General features: G+C 61.4%; 22 protein-coding genes. 14 read left to right on the top strand and 8 right to left on the bottom strand.

Annotated elements, in window-relative coordinates; all coding sequences use genetic code 11:
• Nucleotides 1-102: 102 nt before the first annotated feature.
• Nucleotides 103-570, top strand: a complete 468-nt coding sequence (locus EN850_RS01230) for a carboxymuconolactone decarboxylase family protein (RefSeq protein ID WP_127279835.1) — start codon at nucleotides 103-105, stop codon at nucleotides 568-570.
• 769 nt (nucleotides 571-1,339) lie between these two features.
• Here EN850_RS01230 and EN850_RS01225 read toward each other — a convergent pair.
• Nucleotides 1,340-1,564 carry a hypothetical protein gene (locus EN850_RS01225; protein WP_135929038.1) on the bottom strand — a complete coding sequence of 75 codons (225 nt, stop codon included), beginning with the start codon at nucleotides 1,562-1,564 and terminating at the stop codon, nucleotides 1,340-1,342.
• Between the two features lie 65 nt (nucleotides 1,565-1,629).
• On the opposite strand from EN850_RS01225, the gene EN850_RS01220 reads away from it, so the two are divergent.
• Nucleotides 1,630-2,679: a UDP-glucuronic acid decarboxylase family protein gene (locus EN850_RS01220; RefSeq protein ID WP_135883306.1), complete on the top strand. Its 1,050-nt coding sequence runs from the start codon at nucleotides 1,630-1,632 to the stop codon at nucleotides 2,677-2,679.
• On the top strand, nucleotides 2,676-3,701 hold the full coding sequence (galE, locus tag EN850_RS01215) for a UDP-glucose 4-epimerase GalE (RefSeq protein ID WP_136090435.1): 1,026 nt from the start codon (nucleotides 2,676-2,678) through the stop codon (nucleotides 3,699-3,701). Before EN850_RS01220 ends, galE begins: the two co-directional genes overlap by 4 nt.
• 808 nt (nucleotides 3,702-4,509) lie before the next feature.
• Here the strand turns inward: galE and EN850_RS01205 are convergent.
• A complete protein-coding gene (locus tag EN850_RS01205; RefSeq protein WP_167531201.1) occupies nucleotides 4,510-5,118 on the bottom strand; it encodes a DUF995 domain-containing protein in 609 nt (202 codons plus the stop codon).
• A gap of 188 nt (nucleotides 5,119-5,306) precedes the next feature.
• Between EN850_RS01205 and EN850_RS01200 the strand changes: the two genes are divergently transcribed.
• The 3 genes from EN850_RS01200 to EN850_RS01190 all read left to right on the top strand — a co-directional run bounded on the left by EN850_RS01200 (nucleotide 5,307) and on the right by EN850_RS01190 (nucleotide 9,092).
• Entirely contained in the window at nucleotides 5,307-6,932 is a 1,626-nt protein-coding gene (locus EN850_RS01200; protein WP_135883309.1) for a glycosyltransferase family 39 protein, read from the top strand.
• A gap of 184 nt (nucleotides 6,933-7,116) precedes the next feature.
• On the top strand, nucleotides 7,117-8,043 hold the full coding sequence (locus EN850_RS01195) for a lysylphosphatidylglycerol synthase domain-containing protein (protein WP_127871443.1): 927 nt from the start codon (nucleotides 7,117-7,119) through the stop codon (nucleotides 8,041-8,043).
• Nucleotides 8,044-8,087: 44 nt separating this feature from the next.
• The gene (locus EN850_RS01190) at nucleotides 8,088-9,092 is read left to right on the top strand and encodes a glycosyltransferase family 2 protein (protein ID WP_210237984.1); all 1,005 of its coding nucleotides are present in this window, start codon (nucleotides 8,088-8,090) and stop codon (nucleotides 9,090-9,092) included.
• Nucleotides 9,093-9,442: 350 nt separating this feature from the next.
• Here EN850_RS01190 and EN850_RS36995 read toward each other — a convergent pair whose 3' ends face one another.
• Together EN850_RS36995 and EN850_RS01180 are read right to left on the bottom strand one after the other, a co-directional pair.
• Nucleotides 9,443-9,694 carry a hypothetical protein gene (locus tag EN850_RS36995; RefSeq protein ID WP_246689121.1) on the bottom strand — a complete coding sequence of 84 codons (252 nt, stop codon included), beginning with the start codon at nucleotides 9,692-9,694 and terminating at the stop codon, nucleotides 9,443-9,445.
• A gap of 430 nt (nucleotides 9,695-10,124) precedes the next feature.
• Nucleotides 10,125-12,005: a cellulose synthase catalytic subunit gene (locus tag EN850_RS01180; protein ID WP_136090433.1), complete on the bottom strand. Its 1,881-nt coding sequence runs from the start codon at nucleotides 12,003-12,005 to the stop codon at nucleotides 10,125-10,127.
• A gap of 618 nt (nucleotides 12,006-12,623) precedes the next feature.
• Between EN850_RS01180 and EN850_RS01175 the strand changes: the two genes are divergently transcribed.
• Together EN850_RS01175 and EN850_RS01170 are read left to right on the top strand one after the other, a co-directional pair.
• The gene (locus tag EN850_RS01175; RefSeq protein WP_127871441.1) at nucleotides 12,624-13,547 is read left to right on the top strand and encodes a glycoside hydrolase family 26 protein; all 924 of its coding nucleotides are present in this window, start codon (nucleotides 12,624-12,626) and stop codon (nucleotides 13,545-13,547) included.
• A 132-nt stretch (nucleotides 13,548-13,679) separates the two neighbouring features.
• Nucleotides 13,680-14,198, top strand: a complete 519-nt coding sequence (locus EN850_RS01170) for a DUF995 domain-containing protein (RefSeq protein WP_127871440.1) — start codon at nucleotides 13,680-13,682, stop codon at nucleotides 14,196-14,198.
• Nucleotides 14,199-14,347: 149 nt separating this feature from the next.
• Here the strand turns inward: EN850_RS01170 and EN850_RS01165 are convergent, their stop codons facing one another.
• Together EN850_RS01165 and EN850_RS01160 are read right to left on the bottom strand one after the other, a co-directional pair.
• Nucleotides 14,348-14,797: a DNA polymerase III subunit chi gene (locus EN850_RS01165; RefSeq protein ID WP_127276081.1), complete on the bottom strand. Its 450-nt coding sequence runs from the start codon at nucleotides 14,795-14,797 to the stop codon at nucleotides 14,348-14,350.
• Nucleotides 14,798-14,806: 9 nt separating this feature from the next.
• The gene (locus tag EN850_RS01160) at nucleotides 14,807-16,330 is read right to left on the bottom strand and encodes a leucyl aminopeptidase (RefSeq protein ID WP_136090432.1); all 1,524 of its coding nucleotides are present in this window, start codon (nucleotides 16,328-16,330) and stop codon (nucleotides 14,807-14,809) included.
• Nucleotides 16,331-16,694: 364 nt separating this feature from the next.
• Here EN850_RS01160 and lptF point away from each other — a divergent pair, with 364 nt between their 5' ends.
• From lptF to rsmA, 6 genes are all read left to right on the top strand, one after another.
• Nucleotides 16,695-17,897 (top strand): LPS export ABC transporter permease LptF, encoded by a 1,203-nt coding sequence (gene lptF, locus EN850_RS01155; protein WP_127276079.1) that lies wholly within the window; start codon nucleotides 16,695-16,697, stop codon nucleotides 17,895-17,897.
• Nucleotides 17,894-18,979, top strand: a complete 1,086-nt coding sequence (gene lptG / locus EN850_RS01150; RefSeq protein WP_189343640.1) for an LPS export ABC transporter permease LptG — start codon at nucleotides 17,894-17,896, stop codon at nucleotides 18,977-18,979. The genes lptF and lptG overlap by 4 nt, the downstream gene beginning before the upstream one ends.
• Entirely contained in the window at nucleotides 18,979-21,423 is a 2,445-nt protein-coding gene (locus EN850_RS01145) for an LPS-assembly protein LptD (RefSeq protein WP_189590936.1), read from the top strand. The genes lptG and EN850_RS01145 overlap by 1 nt, the downstream gene beginning before the upstream one ends.
• Before the next feature lie 88 nt (nucleotides 21,424-21,511).
• On the top strand, nucleotides 21,512-22,444 hold the full coding sequence (locus EN850_RS01140; RefSeq protein ID WP_167531199.1) for a peptidylprolyl isomerase: 933 nt from the start codon (nucleotides 21,512-21,514) through the stop codon (nucleotides 22,442-22,444).
• Between the two features lie 13 nt (nucleotides 22,445-22,457).
• On the top strand, nucleotides 22,458-23,474 hold the full coding sequence (gene pdxA, locus EN850_RS01135) for a 4-hydroxythreonine-4-phosphate dehydrogenase PdxA (protein ID WP_189524064.1): 1,017 nt from the start codon (nucleotides 22,458-22,460) through the stop codon (nucleotides 23,472-23,474).
• Nucleotides 23,475-23,499: 25 nt separating this feature from the next.
• Nucleotides 23,500-24,333, top strand: a complete 834-nt coding sequence (rsmA, locus tag EN850_RS01130) for a 16S rRNA (adenine(1518)-N(6)/adenine(1519)-N(6))-dimethyltransferase RsmA (RefSeq protein WP_127276074.1) — start codon at nucleotides 23,500-23,502, stop codon at nucleotides 24,331-24,333.
• A gap of 137 nt (nucleotides 24,334-24,470) precedes the next feature.
• On the opposite strand, the gene gmk is transcribed toward rsmA, so the two are convergent.
• Both gmk and EN850_RS01120 read right to left on the bottom strand, forming a co-directional pair.
• A complete protein-coding gene (gene gmk / locus EN850_RS01125; protein WP_027053294.1) occupies nucleotides 24,471-25,127 on the bottom strand; it encodes a guanylate kinase in 657 nt (218 codons plus the stop codon).
• Nucleotides 25,128-25,148: 21 nt separating this feature from the next.
• Nucleotides 25,149-26,039, bottom strand: a complete 891-nt coding sequence (locus EN850_RS01120) for a YicC/YloC family endoribonuclease (RefSeq protein ID WP_127276073.1) — start codon at nucleotides 26,037-26,039, stop codon at nucleotides 25,149-25,151.
• Between the last annotated feature and the right edge of the window lie 40 nt (nucleotides 26,040-26,079).

Raw genomic sequence — 26,079 nt, 5'->3', positions numbered from 1 at the left:
TGATTGATTGATCCATTAGCGCTGGCTTGACAGCTTACAGTGTAAGGTTCATTTTCACGATCACCTTACATCGTAAGGCTAGCAAAGGCCAGAGGAGAAACCATGTCGTACCATCGCATCGTCAAATCCATACAGTCTTCGTCCCATCGTGCTTTCCTGTTCGCCGCCGCCTGCGTGCTGTCGCTCGGCACCGGGCTGGCCCGTGCCGACGACTATGATGCCACCCTCAAGGACATACAGTCGACCATGGGCGGTGTACCGAGCTTTGTGAAACAGTTTCCCAAAACCGGTCTGCCCGGTGCCTGGGCCGAGGTCAAGGCCATCGAACTCAGCGACAAGACGGCGCTGCCGCCCAAGGTCAAGTCGCTGATCTCCCTAGCCGTGGCGGCACAGATCCCTTGCACCTACTGCATCTGGTCGGACACGCAGGACGCCAAGCGCGCCGGCGCAACCGACGAGGAGATCCAGGAAGCCGTGGCGATGGCGGCGCTGACCCGCCACTGGAGCACAATCTTCAACGGCATGCAGGTCGATTTCGATACATTCAAGAAGGAAATGGGCGGGCAGTAAGCCCGCTGGCAAGCCTGGCCTGCTTCAAGAGAGATCCATCACACTCGACAAAAGGGCTGGGATGGCCCGCAGCGAAGCGGGCCATCGTCAGCCTCGGCCATTTTACGGCTCGCACACCAGTGCTGCGTTCAACCCGAATGCGTGATCGCGCAATAGGCAAGAGCCTGCCTAAGCCCTCAAATGCCATTGCCGAGATAGCCGGCATTCCACTATAAATTCGACGCGCCTGAAAGGGGAATGTCGCCTCGCATCTTTACGGATGAGGGACCTCGAATGCACAGAGATCACGGGCGGCCCGACGAAAAGAAATCGGGATTAAACCTTATTCCCGCGGGCCGATTTTGCCTTCTAATTTTGACTGTTGGTCTGCCCTGCGCCACTGCCAGCTGCGATGCGGATTCCATTCACAAAGCGATACTGGCAAGGTTTTCACAACCGAATGTTTACGTCTGCAGCCCGAGCGGATTTGGGCAACAATCTCATTGCAACCTGAAGATTTGAATCGTTCTGAACCTTCTTCATTCGGGTAGTTCTCCGGGGCTGCGCATCCCAGTGCCTCCCGAGGGCACTTCCCGGCATTCCTCGATATCAAGCTTTTTGATGGCGCGCCCGAGAACAGCTCGCCGTGGCATGTGGAATCTCTTCCCGGTCGAGCCAATATGCTGATTCAAAATGAGGAACCGCGCCCACGGCCACCTGCACGCGACTAGCGGGCGTGCCGCCTCATGATTAACCATTGGCAAACACAATTGGTTAAGAAATCGCTAATTTAGTTGACTGGAATTTCCACAGGTATATTTTCAATTCGTTGGGATGTGCAATTTGGGCGAGCAATCGGCGATGATGGCACCAAGCGCGTGATCGCGATCTCGGGGCGCATGGACTGCTGAACGGCAGCATAGAAGCCGCGCGGCAGTGGCTCCGCAAACTCAGAAAATGACAAGCGCACATCAATGATGGCGATCCGCGGATGCGGAGGATTGCCGCGTTTCAAGAACGTGGCCGGGCAGTACTTTGCCCCGGCCGTGGGGTAGCGTGTGCGGTGCGTAGGAGGAATGCATGAGTAAGATCGTAAAGGTTCTGAAACTTGGTTCCAGGAACGACCAAAAGGGCAACGGCAAGGGCCACAACCGAAGCCGGGCTCTGGTCGCTGGGGGCGCTGGCTTCCTGGGATCGCACCTGTGCGAACGTCTTTTGCAGGAGGGATACGACGTCGTCGCGGTGGACAATTTCCATACCGGCAAAAGATACAATCTCAATGCGCTGCTGCACGATCCGAGATTCAGCTGCATCGAGCACGACATCGTCGATCCATTGACCTTGGACCTCCGGTTCGACGAGATCTACAATCTCGCCTGCCCCGCTTCTCCGCCACACTACCAGGCAGATCCGATCCATACCTTCAAGACGAGCGTGCTTGGCGCGCTGAACCTGTTGGAACTGGCGCGTCGCAACAACGCCAAGATATTCCAGGCCTCCACGTCCGAGGTCTACGGCGATCCCTTCGTGCACCCGCAACCCGAAAGCTATTTCGGCAATGTCAACACGCACGGACCGCGGTCCTGCTATGATGAAGGCAAACGCTCGGCCGAAACCCTGTTCTTCGACTATTCGAGGACATATGGCCTCGATATTCGCGTTGCCCGCATCTTCAACACCTACGGCCGCCGCATGCAGCCCGACGACGGGCGCGTCGTCTCGAACTTCATCGTCCAGGCGTTGCGCGGCGAAGACCTGACCGTCTATGGCAGCGGCTTGCAGACCCGTTCCTTCTGCTACGCCGACGACCTGATCGAGGGCTTCATGCGGCTGATGAACGCGCCGAGTGCCCCTACCCACCCGGTCAACCTCGGCAATCCCGGCGAATTCACCATCATGGAACTCGCGACGCTGGTCGTGGGCTACACCAATTCCAGGTCGAAGATCGTGCATCGGCCACTGCCGATCGACGATCCCAGGCAGCGCAAGCCGGACATTTCCTTCGCCAGGAACAATCTCGGTTGGGAGCCGAGGATCAATTTGGCCCAGGGGCTCGCGCATACCGTCGACTATTTCGACACCCTGCTCTACGGAAGGCGGCTGGCCAAGGGCGCCGCGGCGGCTTCATGACCGGGAAAGCAATCCTGGTAACAGGGGGAGCCGGCTTTATTGGCAGCCACACCTGCAAACTGCTTGCCGCCGCCGGTTACCTGCCCGTGGCCTTCGACAATCTATCCCGCGGCAACGAGAAGTCCGTCGCCTGGGGGCCGCTTGTCGTCGGCGATATCCGGGACCATGCCGCAATGCAGGCGGCTATCGCCACGTACCAGCCGACCGCTGTCATCCACTTCGCGGCGCTGGCCTATGTCGGCGAGTCCGTCCAGCAGCCGGCCGAATACTATTCGACCAATGTGGCGGGCACCATCGCCGTGCTCGATGCCGCACGCGCGCACGCCATTGAAAACATCATTTTCTCCAGCAGTTGCGCCACCTACGGCGTGCCGGAAGCATTGCCCGTTCGCGAGAGTTCGTCGCAAAATCCGATCAGCCCTTATGGCCGTACCAAGCTGATGGGCGAACAGATCATCGGCGACTATGCGTCCGCATACGGAATGAAGTTTGCCATCCTGCGCTACTTCAACGCCTGTGGGGCCGATCCCGACGGGGAACTCGGCGAGTGGCATACGCCGGAAACGCATCTGGTTCCCAGGGTTCTGATGGCGGCGTCAGGCATCATCGATGAAATCGAGGTCTTCGGCACCGATTATGAGACGCCGGACGGGACTTGCGTGCGCGACTACATCCATGTCAGCGACCTGGCTCGCGCCCACCTGAAAGCTCTCCAACACCTGGAAGGCGGAGGACAAGGCCTAGCGGTCAACCTCGGCACCGGACAAGGCGTATCCATCAGGGAGATTGTCCAGGCGGTCAGCCGGGTGACGTCAAGACCGGTCCCGGCCGTCTTCAGGGCCCGGCGCCCGGGGGACCCGGCCGAACTCTATGCCGATCCGAGCAAGGCGCGCGCGCATCTTGGCTTTGTGCCTGAGCTTTCCGACATCGACACGATCGTCAGGACGGCCGCCCCATTCTTCGGGCTGCGGACGAAACCGGAGACACTGCCGCCAAGCAAGGCGGCAGCATCTGCCCGATAGATCACAGAGAGCGGGCTCGGCAACTGGCGCGCTGGCCAAATCCGCTGGGACTGCAGACATAGGGCGAACCGCCCGAGAACGTAGCGCCATCGACGGGATCGAAAGCGACCTTCGCAGGTCCCAACGTCGGGGTTGTAACCGGCGGCGGTGCAAAAGCGTAAGTTCTTTCAGTGGTCCGTGTGGTGCTTGTCATCAGGACCTGGGGCTCGGCCCTGAGCGACTGCACAACATATCCACCTTGGAATGGCTGGACTGGAGGCCTGCTCTGGACCGGGTGCACGGCTGGCGTGATGATGACGGAACCGGTATTGGTCGCATCCATGACCTGACACCCTGCAACCAGGGAGGTCACCGCCACCACAACAATAGAGAGGGCTTTCTTGCTTGGGCGAAATACGCCCGCTGCGGAATTGTTCGCCATGTGTCCCTTGCCTTTGAGTAAAGCCAGGACGCGTTGCGACGCCTGCGCCGCCTCACGTCGTTTCAGTGACCACTCGCACATCACACAAGAATATTAGACATCACTAATTATTAAATTTCATGAAAGCCGTATGGTGGTGTACCCATCGTCTCGTCGTTCTGTCAGAGAGGAATCGAATGCGACCATTTGGCGGTCGGTGCGACGGCAATTCCTGCCGGACTGCTCCGCGCTTTTATAAGCGATTCGCAAGCTTCTTCACAGGCCCGGCAAAAGCAGCCTGCCTGACTCCGACACGCCGCACACGCCGTCACCGATGCCATATGGGGACGCGCCAACGGAGCCAGGAACGGCGTTTCCCGTCATGCCGTGAGCCCAGCCTGGCCAGCCTTAATTCTTGGAATCGACCAACTTACGGGCCTCTTCAAACTGAGCGGCCTTGGTATCACCAGGTTCGAATTTTCGGTGTTCGTCGGAGGGATCCTCGGGAGTTCGTTTGAAACTGTACCATTCCCCGTCCGGATCCTTGCGCTGCTCGATGGTTCCATCCTTGATCTGATGGCTATAGCAGGTACGCTGCTGTTTGCCCTTGTAGCTCTTGGATCGCCAGGCGACATCCATGCACATCTTGCCGTCCTTGGTCACCAGCCACCTGCCCTCGGCGACAGAGGCTGAATCCTGCCCCGACGTCCAGGCCTCGAGGCGTCGATTGCCCCGTGCGAAATAGGCCGCTCCGTTTTTCCACACCCATGTGCGATCGGCATACAGAAGCTGCAACTCATAGGGGGTTGGCACAGTGGCACTGTCCGCTTTTGCAGGTGCGCCGTCTTTGGCGGCCGCCGCGTGGGTCGCTCCCGCGAGGGCCACCTGACCGCAGAAGGCCAGGAGAAACAGGAGCGGCGTGAAACTTGCAGTCCGACGAGGTTCGTTGTGTGGCGGATGGTCGACGCCAAGCGGCGGCAAGCTGGTCGGAGCTATCGGTACAATCGGCGTTGGCATGTCTGTATTGTGGCCCAAGGCAGCGCTGTCGGCGCGACAGGCCTGTGAACTATTTAACAGCCGCGGGAGCTGCGATGTCAACTTTCGCGACGCCCGCTTTCGCCAAAATTAAGGATTGCGTCGTATACTCCTTCACCTTTGACAATCGCGTGTAAAAGCAACATCCGTCAGAGAGGATGCGGTTTCAAATGGGCGCCGACCCGGAACTAAATCAGGCCGAGGTTCAGCAATACCCGCGGCAGCCGACTGCTTGGGGCTCGGCTGCTCGCAATTACCTGAACCTCGACACGGCTATCTTGCTGGGGATCCTGTTCATCGCGATCGTGTTCAGGTTCCACAACATAACCTTGCCGCTGGTCGACGTCTTCAGCTGGCGCGAGACAAGCACAGCAATGATGGCCGACAATTTTCAACAGCGCAGCTGGAATATCTTCTTCCCTGAGGTCAGTTGGACCGGGCCCGGGCCGAGTTATCAGGGCCGCGAGTTCCAGATCGTCAGCTATCTGACCGCCCTGCTCTACCAACTCTTCGGCTGGCACGACTGGTTTGGCCGCATGGTTGCGGCCTTCTTCGGCCTGGTCACGGTGTTTTCGCTGCACAGGTTGACGGCGCTATGCTGGGGCGAAACGCATGCCCATGCGGCGGCGCTTGCCTATGCGCTGATGCCGGCGGCGATCATGATCGACAGCTCGTTTCTTCCAGATCCGTCGATGTTGGCCCTGGTGACAACAGGCGTCTGGCTTTTCGCGAGGTACTGGGCCGGCGGCAGCAGCTGGCTTTTGCCAGTTGCCACCGTCAGTTTCTCGCTCGGAGTGCTGGCGAAACCGCCGGGGCTCGCCGCCGGCGCCGTCATTTTCTACCTGATGGTTTGCTGGATTGTCGAGAAGAAGCGAAAGCAAGCGACCAGGGTGTTCCTGTCAGGGCTTTTGAGCCTGGCCATCATCGCCGCATATTTCAGCTGGGCGATCTATCTCGGCCGAACCTATCCGCCATTTCATGTCGCGGGCAGCGGTTATATCTGGGATTCCGGTTTCTGGACATTCTTCAAGGAGAGCTTCTACTTCAAATCGGTGTGGAACACCTCGGTTTGGTGGTTCTACGGCTATCCGTTCATGGTGCTGATCGCGGTGGGCTTCTGGATGCCGCCCCCCGCCGAAAACCAGAAACAACGTACACTTTCGGCCATTCCTTATGTTTGGCTGGTGGCGGCCATGGCCGTCTATCTGGCGGCGGCGCGCGAGATCACCAGCAATCCCTGGAATTACCACATCTTCCATGTCCCGTTGGCGATGTTCTGCGGCCGAGGAGCACTGGTCCTGGCAACGCTGCCATGGGGCAACGCTCCGTCGCCGGCCATGGTCCTGCGCTCGATCTGTATCGTGGCCGTGACGCTCGTGTGGTCGACCTTTCCCCTCGTCAAGACAATGAAGAAGCCGGTTGCCATCAATGGCAAGCTGCTCGGCGAGGAACTGGCGAGATTGGCACAACCGGGTGACCTCGTCGTCGCAATAGCGCCCGAGGTCGGCGATCCAGTGGCTGTCTACTACAGCAGGGCGCGCGGCTGGGTATTCCCGCCCGGCGGCGGCGATGTCGAATGGTCGAAATTCGTCGCGGACGACGACACCGCGATCGCGCAGCTCGAGGAGTTGCGCGCGCAAGGCGCAGATCTGTTCGGCGCGGCCAAGAACGCCGCCGACAAGCAAGACCTGCTGTTCGTCGAGCATCATGACGGGGTCATCGACTATCTGGACAAGACCGGAACCAAGCTTGTGGATTCCGATGATTTGCTGGTCTATAGGATCACCCGCCCTTGAGAGCCGCGACGGTCGGGGGCCGTGGGTTTTGGACATGGTCCCAGCAGTCGACGGCTCCGCATTTCGTCCGCGGGAGTTCGGCAAGGCGGTGGGCCAGGCGCCGATTCCGGTTGACGCCATAGGCATCCGGGCACCACGCATTGCCGCCGCCCGGACGAGGCGGCGAAAACCAGCGGAGAATTGGTTGAAAAGAGCAATCTCGATAGTCGCGACGCTGGCCCTGCTGGTCTGGCTCGCCAGCGACTCGCGCTGGAGGACGGTCGGCGACGCCTTCGACCGCGTCACGCCCGGGACGTTCGCGGTGGCGACGCTCGCTTTTTTCGTCACCTATGTCTTGCGAACGCTGCGCGTCTGCGACGAGTTCCGCGACGAGGTGCAAGGCCGTTTCGGCGCCTGCCTGCGCGTTATCCTGATCCACAACGCGATGATCAACGTCGTCCCTTTCCGCGGCGGCGAGACGGCTTTTCCTCTGCTCCTGCGCCAGATCTTCGGCGTACCGCTCATGCGCGCCAGCGCCTCGCTGCTGTGGTTCAGGCTGCAGGATGCCTTCGTCGTCGGCGTGCTGGCGTTGGCGGTGTGGCCAGGCCTGCATCCGGCGATCAGGGTCGCGGGCGTGGCCGTCCTGGTCGCGGTGGCATGGTACCTGCCGCGCTGGGCGCGCGCGCCGCATGACTGGGCCGGGCGCGGCAAGATCGTGGCCAAGCTCGGCTTGCTTCGCGACATCTTCACCGAGGCGACGGGGCGCTCGCGCTACGGCTGGTGGTGGACGATCGCCAACTGGTCGCTGAAGCTCGCCGTGCAGGGATGGCTGCTGGCGCTGATACTTGGCACATCGTTCACCACCGCCTTTCCAGGCGTCGTCGGCGCCGAAGGCGCCGCGATATTGCCGGTGCAAGGCGTCGCCGGTTTCGGCACCTACGAAGCGGCGGCGGCGGCGGCGCTGCTGACTTCCGGAATTGCGATGAAGAGCGGCTTGCAGGCGGCGCTGGCATTGCACCTCTTCATCCTGTGCTCAGCTGTCGTCACGGGCGCGATTGCCTGGCTGTTTCCCTCGAAATCGACGCTGCCGGGGAACCCGGCCGCCGGATCTGCAAGGAAGCCATCCCTATGACCGTATTACCTATCCCTGCTTCGGGGCTGCCTGACGGCGTGGTGATGCCGGACCATACATTGTCCATCGTCGTTCCCATGTACAACGAGGCCGAAAACGTCGAGCCGCTGCTGACACGCATTCACCAGGCGATGGAGCGCTATGAGCAGCCTTGGGAGGTCGTGCTGGTCGATGACGGCAGCACCGACGCGACGGTGAGCGAGATCAGGCGCCTGGCGGCGCATTACGGCCCGCATGTGCATGCGGTCGAACTCGTGCGCAACTACAAGCAGACCGCCGCGATGCAGGCCGGCATCGACGCGGCACGCGGCGACGTCATCGCCACGATCGACGGCGACCTGCAAAACGATCCCTTCGACATCCCGCGCATGGTCTACCGCCTGCTGAGCGAGGACCTCGACTTGGTGGTCGGCTGGCGCAAGGACCGCCAGGAAGGGCTTTTGATGCGCAGACTCCCTTCGCGCATCGCCAACGCGCTGATCGCGCGCGTCACTGGCGTGCGCCTCAAGGACTATGGCTGCAGCCTCAAAGTCTATCGCGGCAGCGTCATTCGCAGCGTCAAGCTCTATGGCGAGATGCACCGCTTCATCCCGGCATGGCTGGCTACCGTGACGACCCCGAGACGCATCGCGCAGGAGGTGGTGACGCATCACGCCCGCATCCACGGCCAGTCCAAATACGGCATTTCGCGCACCTTCAGAGTCGTGCTCGATCTGGTGTTCATGTATTTCTTCATGCGCTATCGCACGCGGCCCGGACACTTCTTCGGTGGTATCGGCATCGTGCTCGGCGCGCTGGGTTCGCTGATCCTTGCCTATCTGCTTTGTCTGAAGGTGTTTTTCGAGGAAGCCATCGGAACACGGCCGATGCTGTTCACCGGCTTCTTCCTGCTGATCGCCGGGGTGCAGATGGTGACGTCGGGCGTGCTGGCGGAAATGCTGGCACGCGTCTATCACGAAGCGAACGGATCGTCGGCCTACGTCGCGCGGCCGCGGTCGGCGCCGGAAGACAATGATAGCGGCTGGCACCGCCCCGCCCGTTTGTCGTGACGTGATCGGAATACCGGACAGGGATTTCGGTTTCAGGCGGAAAGTGCCGATCGAGGGACAGAATGGCAGCGTCCGCCGATTGCCATCGCCAGGAATGGCGGCCGCGGGCAAGAGGTCAGGCGCAATCCCTCGCCAACCTCTTGCCCTCGGCTCGCGCCCCCCGCGAGGAACGGAGCGGCGGCTGCATAAGTCAAATCACGCCGCCACTTCCAGGTCTGACGCTCTAGAACGGTTCACAGTTTCAAAGAGGACGCCGAACCAATCCATCTCTTTGTTCCAGGCAGTTTCGCAAGGGCAAGCGCTACGCGCTTGTCCCGGGAAAACCGTTACACACTGTTCCCGTAATTGCTTCAGTACCGCGAACGGCAGCTGGCGCGCTGGCCAAAGCCGCTCGGGCCGCAAATCCAGGGAGAGTGACCGAGCAACGGTCCGCTATTGCCCAAACTGTAGGAAACCTTCACGGGCGCCGTCTTGCCGATCCGCTGCGGCCGGACGAAAGCCGCATAGGCCTCCTCTCTCGTGCGTGTCACGCTGGTGATCCGCGTGAGCGATTTGCGATCGACCAGATGCAACCGTTTCTTCTGAGCCTTCTGGCCAAGCATATGAGCCTCCGGCCTGGTGCTGATCGAGCCGGTCTTGGTCGCATCCATACTCTGACAACCGGACACCATCGAGATCAATGCAACAGCTGCGAATGCACAGGCATATTTCTTGCCGATCCTTGGCCCATTTCCAATATATGTTTTCATCGACGTCCCCTGCAAAAACATAAGCCACTGGAGCGCGGGGATATATTGTCGGTTATTTTGTGTTCCGCGCCACGCTAGCAGCCTCACGCCGCTCGCATCATGATCTTATATTAGGGGATACTTATTAAGAATCGCGCAAGCGACATGATGAGCACGGTCTGTCCGCACTCGATCGGATATTATTAAAACTGAATCTATTGAGACTGCGCCGGGGTTGCGCGGACGGCCGCCGGCTCACAAGGCGAATGTTCCGGGAAGCGTTGTCGCGCGCGCCTCTTCAACGTCAGCGCGGCGTTTCCCAACCCGGATCGAAGTAGAAATTGCGGGCACCGATGTTACCCTGGCCGGCGCCGGAAATCACATAGGCTATGCGCACGATACGCAAGCCGCCGGCGCCCTGCTGCAATCCGTAGACGCCTTCCATGCCGCGATCGTAGAAGCCCACGGCCGGCACGGCGAGTGCCAGCACGGCGAGCGAGGCCTGCAAGGTCATCTTCGCGGCATTGGCGCGCAACGGGATCTTGTTCTCGATGACGTGTCTTGAAACGATCACCACCACCAAAAGCCCATAGAGGAATGCATTGAACGCCGCGAACCAGAAAAAGCCGGTCGCGTCGAAAGGGTGCTCAATTATCAACACGGGCAGTGCCGCGCCGATGGCCAGCGCCACATAGGGAACGAAGGCGCGGACCGGCAACAGGCTTTTGGGACCGCTGCCCTTGGGGGTGACACGGAAATCGACGAAGGATTTGGTCAGATAATCGCGCAGCGACGATAGCGTGCCGGCCAGTACCCAAGGCCAGCGTGCGAAGAAAAGAAACAGCGTGCCTTCCCAGCTTATCGTCTTGGCCGTCAGCGGCCGAGAGAGGCCGAATGCCTTCAGCATCATGACCAGGCCCACCAGAGCAACGGCGTTGGGCAGATAGTGAAGAAGGAAGTCGGCATACATGACGTTGGCGAAGTTGCGCCCGGTGAAGAGCGCATACATCGGCATGACGTACATCAGCAATGCGAAGATGGCGAACAGTGGATACCAGAGCTGGCAGAACAGGAACTGAAACTTCAGCCTCCAGGGCAATTTGGGAAAATATGTGGGCGAGTATTCGAGCAGGATCGTCATCAGGCTGCGCGACCACTGGAATTCCTGGGTGACGAGATCGGCAAAGGTCTGCGGGCCGTCGCCATGAGCGATGGCGTCGAGCGCATGCACGCCGCGCCACCCGGCGGCGTTGATCAGCATCGAGGTGGAGTGATCCTCGGCCAACTCCGGACCGAGACCGCCCGCCTGCCTCAGCGCCTTGGTTCGAACGGCATAGTGCGAGCCGATGCAAAGCGGCGCGCCGCCACCGGTATGGCCGGACTGCAAGGGCCCGTGAAACATCCCTTCTGGAAACAGCCGGCCACGCGCTGCCCAGCTTTCGGCGGCATTGTTGTCGCAGATGCTCGGCGCCGAGACATAGCCGACCGCCGGATCGGCGAAAGGATAAAGGATTTCCCTGAGATAGGTTGGCGTCGGCCTGTGATCGGCATCCATCTGGGCGACGAAATCGTAGCGCTCATAACCGTAGTGGTCATAGAAGAACGCCAGGTTGCCCTCCTTGCAACGGGTGCGGCGCGGCCAAGTCTTGCGGTGGTAGTCTTCCCTTCCGCGCCGCGTCGAAATGAACACGCCGTGGGCATCGCACCAGCGAACCGTCTCGTCGGACGGGTCCTCGTCGGCCAGCCAGGTGTCATGCGGATAGTCCTGCGTAAGCATTGCTTCCAAGGTGCGCGCAACCACGGCGAACGGTTCGGACGGCGCCTTGGTCACCACCATGGCGACCCGCGAGCGCTTCGGGATGCTGGCAAGCTTGGATGGCTTCCTCGAAGCGTGCACGTTGAGCAGGAAATACATCGGCATCAAGGTCAGCCAGGCCAGCACCAGCGTCGCAAAGATGTATGACCCGAGGTATCCGATATGGTCCGGCTTCAGCCACCAGATCCAGAAAAAGCCGAGAGTGACGAACCAGGAGGCCAGGCCGAGCCGCAGGATCCACTGCCGGACCGGAGACAATATGGGCACCAGGAAAGGAACCTGCGCCGCGGCGTTGGCGCGCATCCTCCCACGCGGCCGGGTCGGCCTGGTCTTGGGACTGATGATCCCTGCGTTCGCGGAAACACTCATACAACTACCGCCGCCACTCCGAGCATCAGCCGAACGACGGCCGACACGCTTTTCAGGTCGGCTTCAGAATCCCTCCACATCTCATTAGAGTCAACTAAATTAACCGATCCTTAACTGGCTTTCTTGAGAACTGGTTAACCTAACGCCTTTGAATCGCAGCAAGTATTCCGCCGAAGAGTCGCCGTCGACCCATGCCGGAATGATGAACCGCACTTTTTTGCGCTTTGGAGAATTCGCCGGGGTCAAGGCGATCTGGAGGCTGCACCGCCGGGCAGCGTTAACCATGTTGCGAGCGCCAAGGTTAACCGATCGTTAATTGTTCTTGACTCTTGGTCCGGTCCGGCTCTTAAATTAGCCAGGGATGATATATCGGAATATTGACGCGAATTTGTGAGTATCGCGGCGAACTTTCTCTCTGAAGCTCCTCAGTGTCGGCGCCTTGAGAGATAATTTGGGTGGCCCCTTGCACAGGTTGGCACACCCGCCAATGGTCGCTCCGAAATCCCGCAGATTCCGCCAATAGACCCGATCGGTGTTGGGTAGTCGTGTCGATCAGGCATCGATGCGGCGGGCGAAGCCTTGGCTTCCATGGGAAGCTGAGGCCATAGGAGGTCAACGATGAAACACTCCGCAGCAAATGTACTTGTAGTCGCGCTGGCTTTGGGCGGAAGTGCCGCGTTTCCTTCCGCGGGAAGCGCCGGTTCCGCCCCCGCGACAGACCCCGTCCAGACGAGCAGCGCCGCGTCGGCATTCGGCTCGTACGATCCGTATGGCGATTTCACCAATGACAAGACCGCCAGCATCGAGGAACTGTTCCTGCCTTGGGAAGATGTCGATCTATCGACGCTGCCTCTGGCAGACACCTATGCCCAGGAGCGCGGTCGCTCGCTGTTGATCACGATCGAGCCGTGGACCTGGTCGAAGGACTGGCGCATCACCCCGCCCGAACTGCGTGACGGCATATTGGGCGGCAGGTATGATGCCAACATGCAGGCGATCTGTGGCCTGGTGGGACAGATGAAAAGCCCGGTAACCATTCGCTGGGCGCAGGAAATGGAAGACAAGAACGGCCGCTTCACCTGGGCCAACTGGGCTCCCAAGGACTGGATCTCAGCTTACAAGCGCGAAGTCGATATCTGCCGCAAGGCGGCGCCCGCGGCCAAATACATGTGGTCGCCCAAAGGTGAAGAAGGCCTGGAAAAATACTACCCCGGTGACGACTATGTCGACGTGATCGGCCTGTCGGTGTTCGGCCTGCAGAAAAAGGACAATGACGAGGCCGGTCGCGACCGTACGTTCGCCGAGATGCTGAAACCCGGCTATGACCGCGTGGCGGGTTTCAACAAGCCGATCGTGGTGGCGGAACTCGGCTATGTCGGCAAGCAGGACTATGTTTCGAAGTGGCAGGACGATTCCCGCAAGTCCTATGCGGAGTTCCCGGCGCTTACGTCCGTTGTCTACTTCAACCAGAAAGAAGTGTGGCCGTGGCTGGGGGGCTATGGTCTGCCCGATTGGAGGGTGACCCAGCACGTCCTGCCGTAGACGCACCGTTCGATGCGTCCCGACACGATCGGGATGGATCTCCATCTTTCTTGTTTGATTGGCATCCATGCCGGACCAGTGTTTCGGCATGATGGTTGAGGCGTGGCGTGAATCAGTCTGTGGAGTAGTCCCGTGAAACGAGTGCTGGGTAATTGTGTCGGAGCGGCGTTCGCCTGCTCCGTTCTTGTTCTTGCCTTACAGGTCCCTGCGACAGCCGAGACTGCGGCCAAAATCGCCGAGCAGGCGCAAAAGGGCGCCGTGGTGCCCGACGAAGGCGTCTACCAAATCTATCAGAACCATTCGTGGATGTGGGGCAATCACGGGGCCGCGTTCTTTGCCGTCAGGCAGCGGCAATTCAACGCCTGGTCGACCGAAAAGGGCCAGCCGGGCTATGGCGACGGGACATGGTTCATCCCCGGCGGCGGCAAGTTGTGCTACCGCGCGCAATGGCACGGCGCCTGGGGCGTGAAGGGCTCCATGACCTGCTTCGAGCATCGCCAGACCGGCAAGGCGATCTACAAGCGCAAATCGCCTGATGGCGAATGGTACGTTTTCAGGAGCCCGCATCGGAACCGCTCGGACGAGTTCATGAAATTGAAATACGGCGACTACGTCACCAGGAAACAGAGCCGAATCAAGGCAAGGCTCTAGAACTGTCACCCGCGACGCTGGGCTGGAGATGCTCATCGTTTCGGGGAAACGCCGAACGGCTCCAGCCCTTGGTTCTTACGCACCTCCCTATGGAGTGCGCTACGCGCTTTCCCTGGATAGGTGCACAGTTTTCCTGGAATTGCTCTAAACTAGGCCTTGCGTTCCCAGCGGCGGTCTGACGTCTGCTGCCAGTAGGTCACGGCGTGGCCCGCGTCCTTCATCGTCTTCCAATGCGCCCGGGCCATCTCGACCTGGGCCGCGTCATGGCCATCGAACAGGAAAACCGCACGCTCGTAACCGCCGAGGTCGGGCGGGGCGGCGCCGTCGACCAGGAACCTGATTTTGGCCTCGTTGGGGTTGCCGGCGCCGGTGGTCAGCAGGATTGGCTGTTCAGTTGGGTAGGCTTCGCGATCGGTCGCGTGCGCCAGGAAGGAATCATCGCGGAAAGTCCACAGATGCTGGTCGAGCGCGTCTCGCCGTTCCTCGGTGCCGGTCTGCACCACGGCGCGCCAGCCGCGATCGACGCTGCGCTCGAGCAGCCCCGGAAGCGCATCCTCCAGGGTCGATTCGGTCAGATGGTAGAACAGCACATCGGCCATGGATCGACGTCAGCTTTCGTAGTGATCACGCACCAGCCGGTCCAGCAGCCGTACGCCGAAACCCGAACCCCACGACTGGTTGATCTCGTTCAATGGCGAGCCCATCGCGGTACCGGCAATGTCGAGATGTGCCCAGGGCGTGTCCTTGACGAAGCGCTGCAGGAACTGCGCGGCGATGATCGCGCCGCCGTAGCGGCCACCGATGTTCTTCATGTCGGCATTCTTGGAATCGATCAGCTTGTCGTATTCGGCGCCGAGCGGCATGCGCCACAGCCGTTCCTGCGTTGACTGTCCGGCCGCGGTCAGCCTTTGCGCCAGTTCGTCGTTGTTGGAGAACAGGCCCGCATAATGCAGGCCGAGCGCAACCATGATGGCGCCGGTCAGCGTCGCCAGGTTGACCATGAATTTCGGCTGGAAGCGGTCGTTGCAGTACCACAGCGCGTCGGCCAGAACGAGGCGCCCCTCCGCGTCGGTGTTGAGCACCTCGATGGTCTGTCCCGACATCGAGGTGACGATGTCGCCCGGGCGCTGGGCATGACCGTCGACCGCGTTTTCGACAAGACCGATGATGCCGACGACATTGGCCTTGGCTTTGCGCGCGGCGAGCGCGTGCATCAACCCGGTCACGGCGGCAGCGCCACCCATGTCGCCCTTCATGTCCTCCATGCCGGACGCCGGCTTGATCGAATTGCCGCCGGTGTCGAACGTAACGCCCTTGCCGACGAAGGCGACCGGGCTGTCCTTGGGCTTGCCGCCGTTCCATTGCATGACCGCCATACGGGCGCCACGCGGCGAGCCCTGCGCGACACCGAGCAGCGAGCCCATGCCGAGCTTCTTCATCTCCTTTTCGGCCAGGATCTCGACCTTGACGCCAAGCGCCTCGAGTTCCTTGGCGCGGGCGGCGAATTCGACTGGTCCCAGTACGTTTGCCGGTTCGTTGACCAGATCGCGTGCCAGAAGCACACCGTCGATCACCGCCTCGGCATCGGCGAAGGCTTTCTTGGCGCCCACCGGATCGGCGGTATGGATGGTCACCTTGACCGGCTTTTTCGGATCGGCCTTGCCGCTGCCCTGGCCGTCGTCCTTATCCTTCCTGGTCTTGTACTTGTCGAAGGAATAGCCGCGCAAGAGAATGCCGGCCGCAAGGTTCGCGGCGTCCTTGCCATCGGGCGAGGCACCGGCCAGGTCGAGCACCACGGCCACGTCGGTTGCCTTGCGCAGCGATGCCGCAATGGTGCCGCCGAGCTTCAGCCAGGCATACTCGTCGAGCCCCGACACCCTGCCTGCGCCGACCGCGACCAACCTGTCGAGCGATGTTGCTTCGGGCGCCAGGATTTCGACAGTGCCGGCGAACTTGCCGGTAAATTCGGCGACCGGGAAAGCCCGATCCAGCGTCTTGCCCGGATCGTAAGCCCTGGCCATATCGCTCAGGCCACCGTCATCCGCCGACAGCACGAAGACCGTGCCCTTTCTGTTCGCCGCCGTCTGGGGCGCGGCGAATTTTGCAAAGGCGATCGACGGTCTCGGGTTCATCATGTCCTGCTTTCGGGGATTGCGCGGTGATGCGCGAAGCGGTTTGAAGCGATCCGCGACATTTGGTCGTTTTCCGGCATTTGGCAAGACTTTGCCAAAATGGCTACCCATATGAGACATGGAATCGATGGCGATTCGTCGCGGAACGGCTCCGCTTCATGCCGCAACCTGTTGTTAACCATCGATGTTCGTCCTTTCTTATCCATTGCCGCCGACACTCCGGCCTACTGCGGCACGCGACGTGGGACGGGAACCGGATCGCCTGCCTAATGCAGCCCAACGGAGCCAGTTGTGCGGGCGTCGCCGGACAGCTACCCTTAGCGTGGTGGCATGATGCCGTTCGAGAAAATCGAGTAAAGCCTTCATGAAGGTCGTTGAACGCTACATCATGCGCCGCACTTTCGTGGTCTTCCTGGCAGCACTGGTCTGGACGCTGGCCATCGTGTGGACGACGCAGGTGTTGGCCAAGATCAACCTGGTCACCGACAGCGGTCAGTCAGCTCTGACCTTCTTCGAGGTCGCGTCCCTTATTCTCCCCTCCATCGTTCCGATCGTCGTGCCTTTCGCGCTCGTGGTGGCGGTCGCCCAGACGCTCAGTGTGATGAATTCGGATTCGGAACTCGCGGTGGTCAATGCATCGGGAGCCTCACGATGGACCATCGTGCGGCCGATCATGCTGCTGGCGCTGGCCGCCAGCGTCTTTTCATTCGCCGTGGACAACGGCATCGACCCCTATGCACGACAGAAGAACCGCGCCCTGGTGGCGGAGTCGCGCGCCGACCTTTTGTCGCTGATCATCCAGGAAGGCACCTTCCGCAAGATCGAGGACGGACTGTTCCTGCAGATTGGCGAGCGGCTTCCCGACAACCGGCTGGGTGGCATCTTCGTCGCCGATTCGCGCGAGGAAGGCGTCAATCTCGTCTATTATGCCAAGACCGGCAGCATCATCGAACGCGGCGGCGAAAAGGTGCTGATGATGAATGACGGCGTCATCCATCGCAAAACGCTGACGGGCGACCTCAGTGTCATCCGGTTCACGTCCTATGCCTTCGACATGTCGGCCTTCATGTCGGCGGCCAACCAAGTGACGCTCCTGCCAAAGGACCAGACCACCCAATACCTGCTCAATCCAAGTCCTAACGACAAGAATTACCAGCAAAGTCCCCAGGAGTACCGGGCCGAGGTCGACCAGCGGTTTTCGGAATGGACCTACTCCATGGTTTTCGCGCTGATCGCGCTCGCGGTGGCGGGAGACGCGCGTTCGCATCGCGAGGCGCGCGTCAATCCGCTGATCACCGCCATCGCGATATCGCTGTTCGTGCGCTGGCTGGGTTTCTTCGCCGCCAGCAAGGCCGATGAGGTCCCGCAATATGCCTACATGGTCTATGGCGTGCCGATCGTGGCTTCCGCGGTGGCGATCTGGTTCATCGTATCGAACCGGACCATGGAACTGCCGGTTGCCTGGGCGGACTGGATGACAAACCTGGCCAGCCGAATCGGTGATGGCTGGAATGCCCTCAAATTGCGTCTCTCCAGGCGCGACACCTCAGGCCAGGGGGTCGGCTGATGGGCTGGACTCTGGGTCGATATTTCTTCTTCCGCTACGTGGCGATCACGATCTGGTTCTTCCTCGGCCTTCTGGCACTGGTATTCCTTATCGATTTCACCGAACTGTCCGGCCGCACTACCGGCCTGCCAGGGTTCACCTATGGCACGGCGATGGCCATTTCCGGCCTTCGAATGCCCATGATCATGCTGCAGACGGTGCCGTTTGTCGGCTTGTTCTCGGCGATGGCGACGCTGGTTTCGCTCAACCGGCGGTACGAACTTGTCATCGCGCGGTCCGCGGGCGTTTCCGCCTGGCAGTTCCTTTTGCCGTGCTGCATCGGCGCACTGCTGTTCGGCGCCGTCTCGGTCGGAATCATCAACCCGCTCGCCGCGCACGCCTTCTCCTTGTCCGAACAGATCGAGACGCAGCTGCGCTCCGGCAAATCCAACACGGTTTCGGCCGACGCCGCTCCCTGGATTCGCCAGAAAACCAGTTCCGGCGATACGATCATCGGCGCGCGGGCCATCCTCGACCAGGGTCTGGAGATGGCCGACGCGGTCTTTTTCATCCTCGATCAGCAAGGCAATATCGTCGAGCGCAAGGATGCGGCGCGTGCTTACCTGCGCGACGGTTATTGGGAATTGCAGGATGTGAAGATCTTCAGGAACGGCACCATCCAGCCCGTCGCGAACGATCGTGTGCCGACCAATCTGAAGCCGGAATTCGTGCAGGAGCGGCTAGCGCGCCCGGAGACAATTCCCTTCTATGACCTGCCCGGAAAAATCGAGGTTGCCCGTTCCTTCGGCCTCAAGGCAAATGCCTTTGCCATGCAGTTTGATTCGCTGGTGGCGTTGCCGTTTCTCCTCGTCGCCATGACGCTGATTGCGGCAACAGTTTCAATGCGATTTGCGCGAATGGGGCAGTCGGCAACGATGATTCTGGGTGGCGTCGTTGCCGGGTTTCTGCTTTATGTCGTTTCGGTGCTGGTGAAGGCGTTCGGCGTGGCGGGGTTCGTGCCGACTGCCATAGCCGCCTGGGTGCCGGTCGTGGTAGCTATGTTCTTCGGGGTGACTTTCCTGCTATACAAGGAAGACGGCTAGTGAGGGAGGCGTTTTTGCCCAGCGACAGGCAGGCCCGTTTGGCGCGCCTCTATGCGGCGAGCGCCTTGGCGTGCCTGGTCGCCTGCGGCGTCCCGCTGCCGGCGTTCGCGCAGGATGTCGGCAACATGGCGACCACGGTTCCGTCCGGCTCGCAGATGCTGCTCGCCGCCGACACGCTGGAATACAACAACGACAACCAGACGGTGACCGCCATCGGCGGCGTGCAGATCGACTATGGCGGCAACCGCCTCGTCGCCCAGAAGGTCGTGTACAACCGCAACACCAAGCGAATGGTTGCCAGCGGCAATGTCGAGATCGTCAACAGCGACGGCACCAAGATCAATTCGCAGCACATCGACATCACCGACGATTTCGCAGACGGCTTCGTCAACGCGCTGCGCGTTGAAACCGTCGACAAGGCCTATTTCGCCGCCGAAAGCGCCGAACGCATGGGCGGCGTGCTGACCACCTTCCACAATGGTGTCTACACTGCCTGCGAACCATGCGAAGACAAGCCCGACAAGGCGCCGACATGGCGCGTCAAAGCCAGAAAGATCATCTGGAACGGCGAGAAGAAGACGGTTCGCTTCGAGAACGCGAATTTCGAGTTCTTCGGGTTTCCGCTGGCCTACTTGCCGGCGTTCGAGATCGCCGACCCGACGGTGAAGCGCAAGAGCGGCTTCCTGATCCCCAGTATCGGCTACAACAGTCACTTGGGGTACAGCGTCAAGATCCCCTACTATTTCGCCCTTTCGCCGACATATGACCTGACGGTGACCGGAAGCGGCTACACCAAGCAGGGCTTCCTCGGCGAAGCCGAATGGCGCCAGCGCTTCAACAATGGCGAATACACTTTCAAGATCGCCGGCATTCAGCAGCAGGATCCGGACGCCTTCATCGACGGCGCGGCCTTCCCCTCGACCGCTGGTCACAATATCGATTCCGGCGCGGTGGGCGATCCGAACAAGTTCCGCGGCATGATGGGCACGCAGGGGCAGTTCGCGATCAACGAACGCTGGAATTTCGGCTGGGACGTGTTGCTGCAGACCGACAAGAACTTCTCCAACACCTACAACATCGCCAAGTACAATGCCTACGTTCACCAGTCGTCCGTCTACCTGACCGGCCTTAATGACCGTAATTATTTCGACGTGCGCGCCATGCATTTCGAGGTCCAGGAAGATACGCCCAACGAAAATGCCGCGGCGCGAAGCGGCCAGCAGCCTTGGGTGCTGCCCTCGCTCGACTATGCCTATATCCCCGACACATCGGTCGCCGGCGGCCAGTTGTCGTTCAACGTAAATACGCGAGTCATTCGCCGCGAAGATCTCGACGAAGCTTTCAACACGCCATACGATTCTGCCACGCCGGCACAGCGTGTCCGTGGCATAGAGGGCGGGTCTGGCAGACTCACCACCGAAGCCGAATGGAAGCGGACATTCGTTACCGATGATGGGCTGGTATTGACACCACTGCTGGCATTCCAGGGCGATGTTGACTACGTCCGCGCGTCATCGGCTTCGCTCGCGGCCATTCAGGAGATGGCCGCCAACCCTGACATACATACCAGCGAAGACATGCGCTCGTCCTTCGCACGCTACATGGCGACCGCCGGGCTCGAGATGAGCTGGCCGCTGTTGTTCTCGCTGGCCAGCGGGTCGAGCCACGTTGTCGAGCCGATGGCTCAGGTGTTCCTGCGCCCGAACGAACAGTATGTCGGCGGCCTCTCCATTCCGAACGAAGACGCTCAAAGCATGGTTTTCGATGCAACCACGCTGTTCGAACGCGACAAGTTCTCCGGTTACGACCGCATCGAGGGCGGCTCGCGTGCCAATGTCGGCCTGCGCTATTCCGGCTCCTACATCAACGGCTGGGGCACCAATGCGATCTTCGGCCAGTCCTATCAGATTGGCGGCGAAAACTCCTTTGCGGCACCCGATCTGGTCAATGTCGGCGCAAATTCAGGGCTTGAGACGACCAAGTCCGACTATGTCGGCCTGTTTGGCATAACCAGTCCCAATGGCTTCGCGGCCTCGGTCAGCGGCCGTTTCGACGAACAGAGCTTCGAGATCCGCCGCGCCGAGCTGAAAGCTGCTTATTCCGGCCTGCCGGTGTCGTTGAGCGCCAAGTATGCCTTCATCCAGGCCCAGCCGCTCTATGGGTTCACGACCGACCGTCACGAGGTCACGCTCGGCGCATCGACACATCTTGCCGAGAACTGGCGCGTGTTCGGAACAGGAACCTACGATTTGCAGGAGGGCCTGCTGGTCAAGGACGGGGTGGGCTTCGCCTACAACGATTCCTGCTTCACCTATCTGATGACGTACGCGCAGTCGCGTGACCTGAACACCAGGGAAGTGACGCAGAGCATCGGATTCAACCTGTCGTTCCGCACCCTCGGCGACTTCGGCTCGTCGACCAACGCAATCGACACCATCCAATAAGCGGCGACATCGTTTCGCCGCATAGGGCTGGCACGGATTCGCGTATCCGGAAGGGGACGGAATTGGGCGGAGCCGGAATAGAATTGGGATGCCAACGATGAGGAAATACCTCTTTTCAGCAGGGTTCGCGTTGCTTGTGGCGGCGACATCCCTGTCGATGACCGTGATGACGCCGCCGGCTTTCGCCAGCGAGATCAAATACGTCGTCAACGACATAGCAATCACCAGTGGTGACATCGCCCATCGTGCCGCCTTCCTGAAGCTGCAACACAAGAAGGGCGACGCTGCCCAGGAAATGATCGACCAGACGCTGCGCCTCGCCGAGGCCAGACGGCTTGGCATCCGTATCAGCGATGCCCAGGTTGAGGCCGCCTATCAGCGCTTTGCCACCAACAACAAGATGCAGCTCGGCCAGCTCGACGGCGTCATGGAAAAATCCGGCGTCAGCAAGGACCATTTCAAGGAGTTCATTCGTGCCCAGATGGCATGGAACCAAGCCTTGAGCGCGCGTTACCGCTCCGGTGAAGGTGGCAGCGTGACCGAACAGGACGCGGTGCGGCGCATGCTTGACAAGGGCGGCGCCAAGCCGAGCGCCATGGAATACATGCTGCAGCAGGTCATCTTCGTCGTGCCAGCGGCCGAACGCAGCGCGACACTGGCCAAGCGCAAGCGCGAGGCCGATGCCATGCGTGCCCGCTTCAACGGCTGCAACACGACACGCGAGTTCGCCAAGGGCCTGATCGACGTCACCGTTCGCGACCTCGGCCGGATTCTGGCGCCGCAACTACCGCCGGACTGGGCCGAGCAGATCAAGGCGACCAAGGTCGGTGGCGCCACCGTCACGCGCGAGACCGAACGCGGCGTCGAATTCATCGGCATCTGCTCGTCGCGCGAAGTGTCCGACGACAAGACGGCACAGATGGTATTCCAGAGCGAAGGCTCCAACGACAAGGCCGCCGACGATCTCAGCAAGAAATATGTTGACGAGCTGAAGGCTAAAGCCCGCATCGTCAAGCGCTGACGTGGGCCGCGCGATGACCGCGCTGGCGTTGAGCGTCGGCGATCCGTCCGGTATCGGCCCTGAAATCGCCATCGCCGCCTTCCTTGCGCGGGACGCCGTCGGCTTGCCCCCCTTCTACCTTCTGGCCGACCCGGCCGTGGTCGCGGCGCGCGCGCGCCACCTTGGCGTTTCGCTGCCTGTCCAGGAAGTGACGCCGGTGCAGGCGATCGAGGTCTTTGGCCGCGCCTTGCCGATCGTTCCCCTGACGGAGCGCTTCATCGACAGCCCCGGCCGGCCAGACCCCGCCAACGCAGCCGGCACCATCGAAGCGATCGACCGCGCGGTCGAGGCCTGCCTTGCCGGCGAGGCGGCCGCCGTGGTGACTTGCCCGATCGCCAAGAAGCCGCTCTATGATGCCGGCTTCCGTTTTCCCGGCCACACCGAATATCTGGCGCATCTGGCGGCTCGGCACAGCGGCGTCGAGGCGATGCCGGTGATGATGCTGGCAGGCCCGGACTTACGCACGGTTCCCGTAACCATCCACATCGCCCTGGCCGACGTGCCGAAGGCCCTGAGCACCGAATTGATCGTCGCGACCGCACGCATCACCGCGGCCGACCTTGCCGGCCGCTTCGACATCGCCAGGCCTCGGCTCGCCATTGCCGGCCTCAATCCGCATGCCGGCGAAGGCGGCTCCATGGGCATGGAAGACGAGCATATCGTGCGCCCAGCGGTCGACATCCTGCGCGCTGAAGGCATCGATGCTTTCGGGCCCTTGCCCGCCGACACGCTGTTCCATGCCCGGGCGCGGGCAGGCTACGACGCCGCACTGTGCATGTATCACGACCAGGCGTTGATCCCGGCCAAGACGCTGGCCTTCGACGAAGCTGTCAACGTCACGCTGGGCCTGCCCTTCATCCGCACCTCCCCCGACCACGGCACCGCCTTCGACATCGCCGGCAAGGGCGTGGCGCGGCCGGACAGCCTGATAGCGGCGCTGAAGCTCGCCAGGAAGCTCGCCGACATCGACGCGAAGGCCGTCGCCGCATGAGTGCTTCCGCTTCCGGTCTTCGCGCATGAGCATCGATGGGCTGCCACCACTGCGCGACGTCATCGAGCGCCATGGGCTGCAGGCGAAAAAGGCTCTCGGCCAGAACTTCCTGCTCGATCTCAATTTGACCGGCAAGATCGCACGCAGCGCCGGCGACCTGGCAAATGCCACGGTGATCGAGGTCGGGCCCGGGCCTGGAGGGCTGACAAGGGCGCTGCTATCGAACGGCGCCCGCCGGGTCGTTGCCATCGAGCGCGACGAACGCTGCCTGGCTGCGCTTGCCGAAGTCTCCGCTCATTACCCCGGTCGGCTGGAGGTGATTTCGGGCGACGCGCTGAAGACCGACTTCGCGGCACTCGCCTCGGAGGCCGACCACGGTCCGGTCCGGATCGTGGCCAACCTGCCTTACAATATCGGCACGGAACTGCTGGTCCGATGGCTGACGGTCCCAAACTGGCCGCCCTACTACGCCTCGATGACGCTGATGTTCCAGCGTGAGGTCGCCCAGCGCATCGTGGCGGCACCCGACAGCGATGCCTATGGCAGGCTGGGCGTGCTCGCCGGCTGGCGCACGCAGGCCAGGATCGCCTTCGACGTCCCGCCTCAGGCCTTCACGCCGCCACCCAAGGTCACCTCTTCGGTGGTGCACCTGGAGCCGCGCACGACACCCCTGCCCGCCGATGTGAAGAAACTCGGCCGAGTCACGGAAGCCGCCTTCGGCCAACGCCGGAAGATGCTGCGGCAGAGCGTGAAAAGCCTCGGCGGCGAGGCCTTGCTCGAACGAGCGGGGATCGACCCGACGCGCAGGGCGGAAACACTCAGCGTCGAGGAGTTCGTGCGGCTGACCAATGCGGTCTAACTCCGCTCTCTCCGTTCACGGGGAGACGATGCCGGCAGGCAGATGAAGGGCAGTGCGAAGTTGCGAAGGTATGGCGCTGCCCTCATCCGGTCCTTCGGGCCACCTTCTCCCCGTTGACGGGAAGAAGGAAAGGGCGATCACACCGTTTTCTCGTCCAGCAATCCCGACACGAAATCGAAGAGACCCGGCCGGCGGTCGCGCCGCAGCCGCTCGGCAACGACGATGCCGCGCACTTCGGCGAAGGCACGGTCGAGATCGTCGTTGACTATGACGAAGTCATATTCCTTCCAGTGCTCGATCTCGTTGCGGGCGTTCTTCAGCCGCGTCTCGATCACCGCTTCCTGGTCCTCGGCGCGGCGCTTCAGCCGCGCCTTCAATTCTTTCATCGACGGAGGCAGGATGAAGATCGAGACGATGTCAGCGCGCATCTTCTCCTTGAGCTGCTGAGCGCCCTGCCAGTCAATGTCGAACAGCATGTCGCGGCCCTGCGCCAGCGCCAGTTCGGCCGGCTCGCGCGGTGTCGCGTAGCAATTGCCGTGCACCTCCGCCCATTCGAGGAGCGCGTCGGAATCGCGCAGCCGCTCGAATTCGCGCATCGTGCGGAAGTGGTAGTGAACGCCCTCGATTTCCGAACCCCGGCGCGGCCTTGTGGTAACCGAGACCGACAGTTCAAGGCTTGAATCGCTCTCCAGAAGGTTGCGCGCGATCGTCGACTTGCCGGCCCCCGATGGAGACGACAGGACGAGCATCAACCCCCGGCGGCGGATGCGGGACCCCAAATCCCTGGGAACCATCGGTTCCTTGGCAACCATCGGCTACTCCAGATTCTGGACCTGTTCACGAAACTGGTCGACCACGGCCTTCAACTCCAGCCCAATCGCTGTGACTGTCGCGGCGTTCGACTTGGAGCACAGCGTATTTGATTCGCGGTTAAATTCCTGTGCCAGAAAATCGAGCTTGCGGCCGACCGCGCCGCCGCCCTCAAGCAAGGCCCGGCCAGACGCGACATGCGTTTTCAGCCGGTCGATCTCTTCGCGAATATCGGCCTTGGTGGCAAGGAACGCCGCCTCCATGTGCAGCCGGCTTGCATCCAGATTGGCGGATGCGTCCATCAGCAGCCTGACCTGCTCGGCGATGCGTTCGCGGATCACCGCCGCATCGCGTGACGGGTCAGCTTCCGCGCGCAGGGTCAGCGTCTCGATAGTATCGACATGGCCGGACAAAAGCACGGCCAGTGCTGCGCCCTCACCGTGCCTGGCCTGTTCCAGGCCGTTCAGCGCCACGTCGAGCGCGGCCATGATGGCGGCGTCGAGTGCGGTCCGCGCCTCTTCGGTCTCGATGGTTTCAGGTACGTCGAGCACACCACGCAGCGACAGCAATCCGTCAGCCGTCGCGGGCGCGACGCCGAACTGCTCCTGCAGCCGCTTGGCCAGGCCGGCAAGATCCTTCAGAAACGCCTCGTTGACGATAGGTTGCGCCTGCGTGCCGGCGGCGCGGCCGATGGTCAGCGTCGCCTGGAAATTGCCGCGGGCGAAACGCTTCTGCAGCGTTTGCCTGACCACAGGTTCCAGCCGCTCGAATCCTTGGGGCAGCCGCAGTCGCACCTCGACGCTCTTGCCATTGACGGATTTGACTTCCCAGGCAATGGAGGTGCCGTCGTGCTCGGCGACGGCCCGCGCGAAACCGGTCATACTCTGCAAATTCATGTCGCCCGCACATCCCTGGCGCCTCACCCTGAAACCGGTT

Origin of the sequence: Mesorhizobium sp. M8A.F.Ca.ET.207.01.1.1 (genome assembly GCF_004794715.1) — a bacterium.
Classification (GTDB): Bacteria; Pseudomonadota; Alphaproteobacteria; order Rhizobiales; family Rhizobiaceae; genus Mesorhizobium.
Note: the sequence above shows the minus strand (reverse complement) of the source record. Positions and strands in the feature narration are given on the sequence as shown.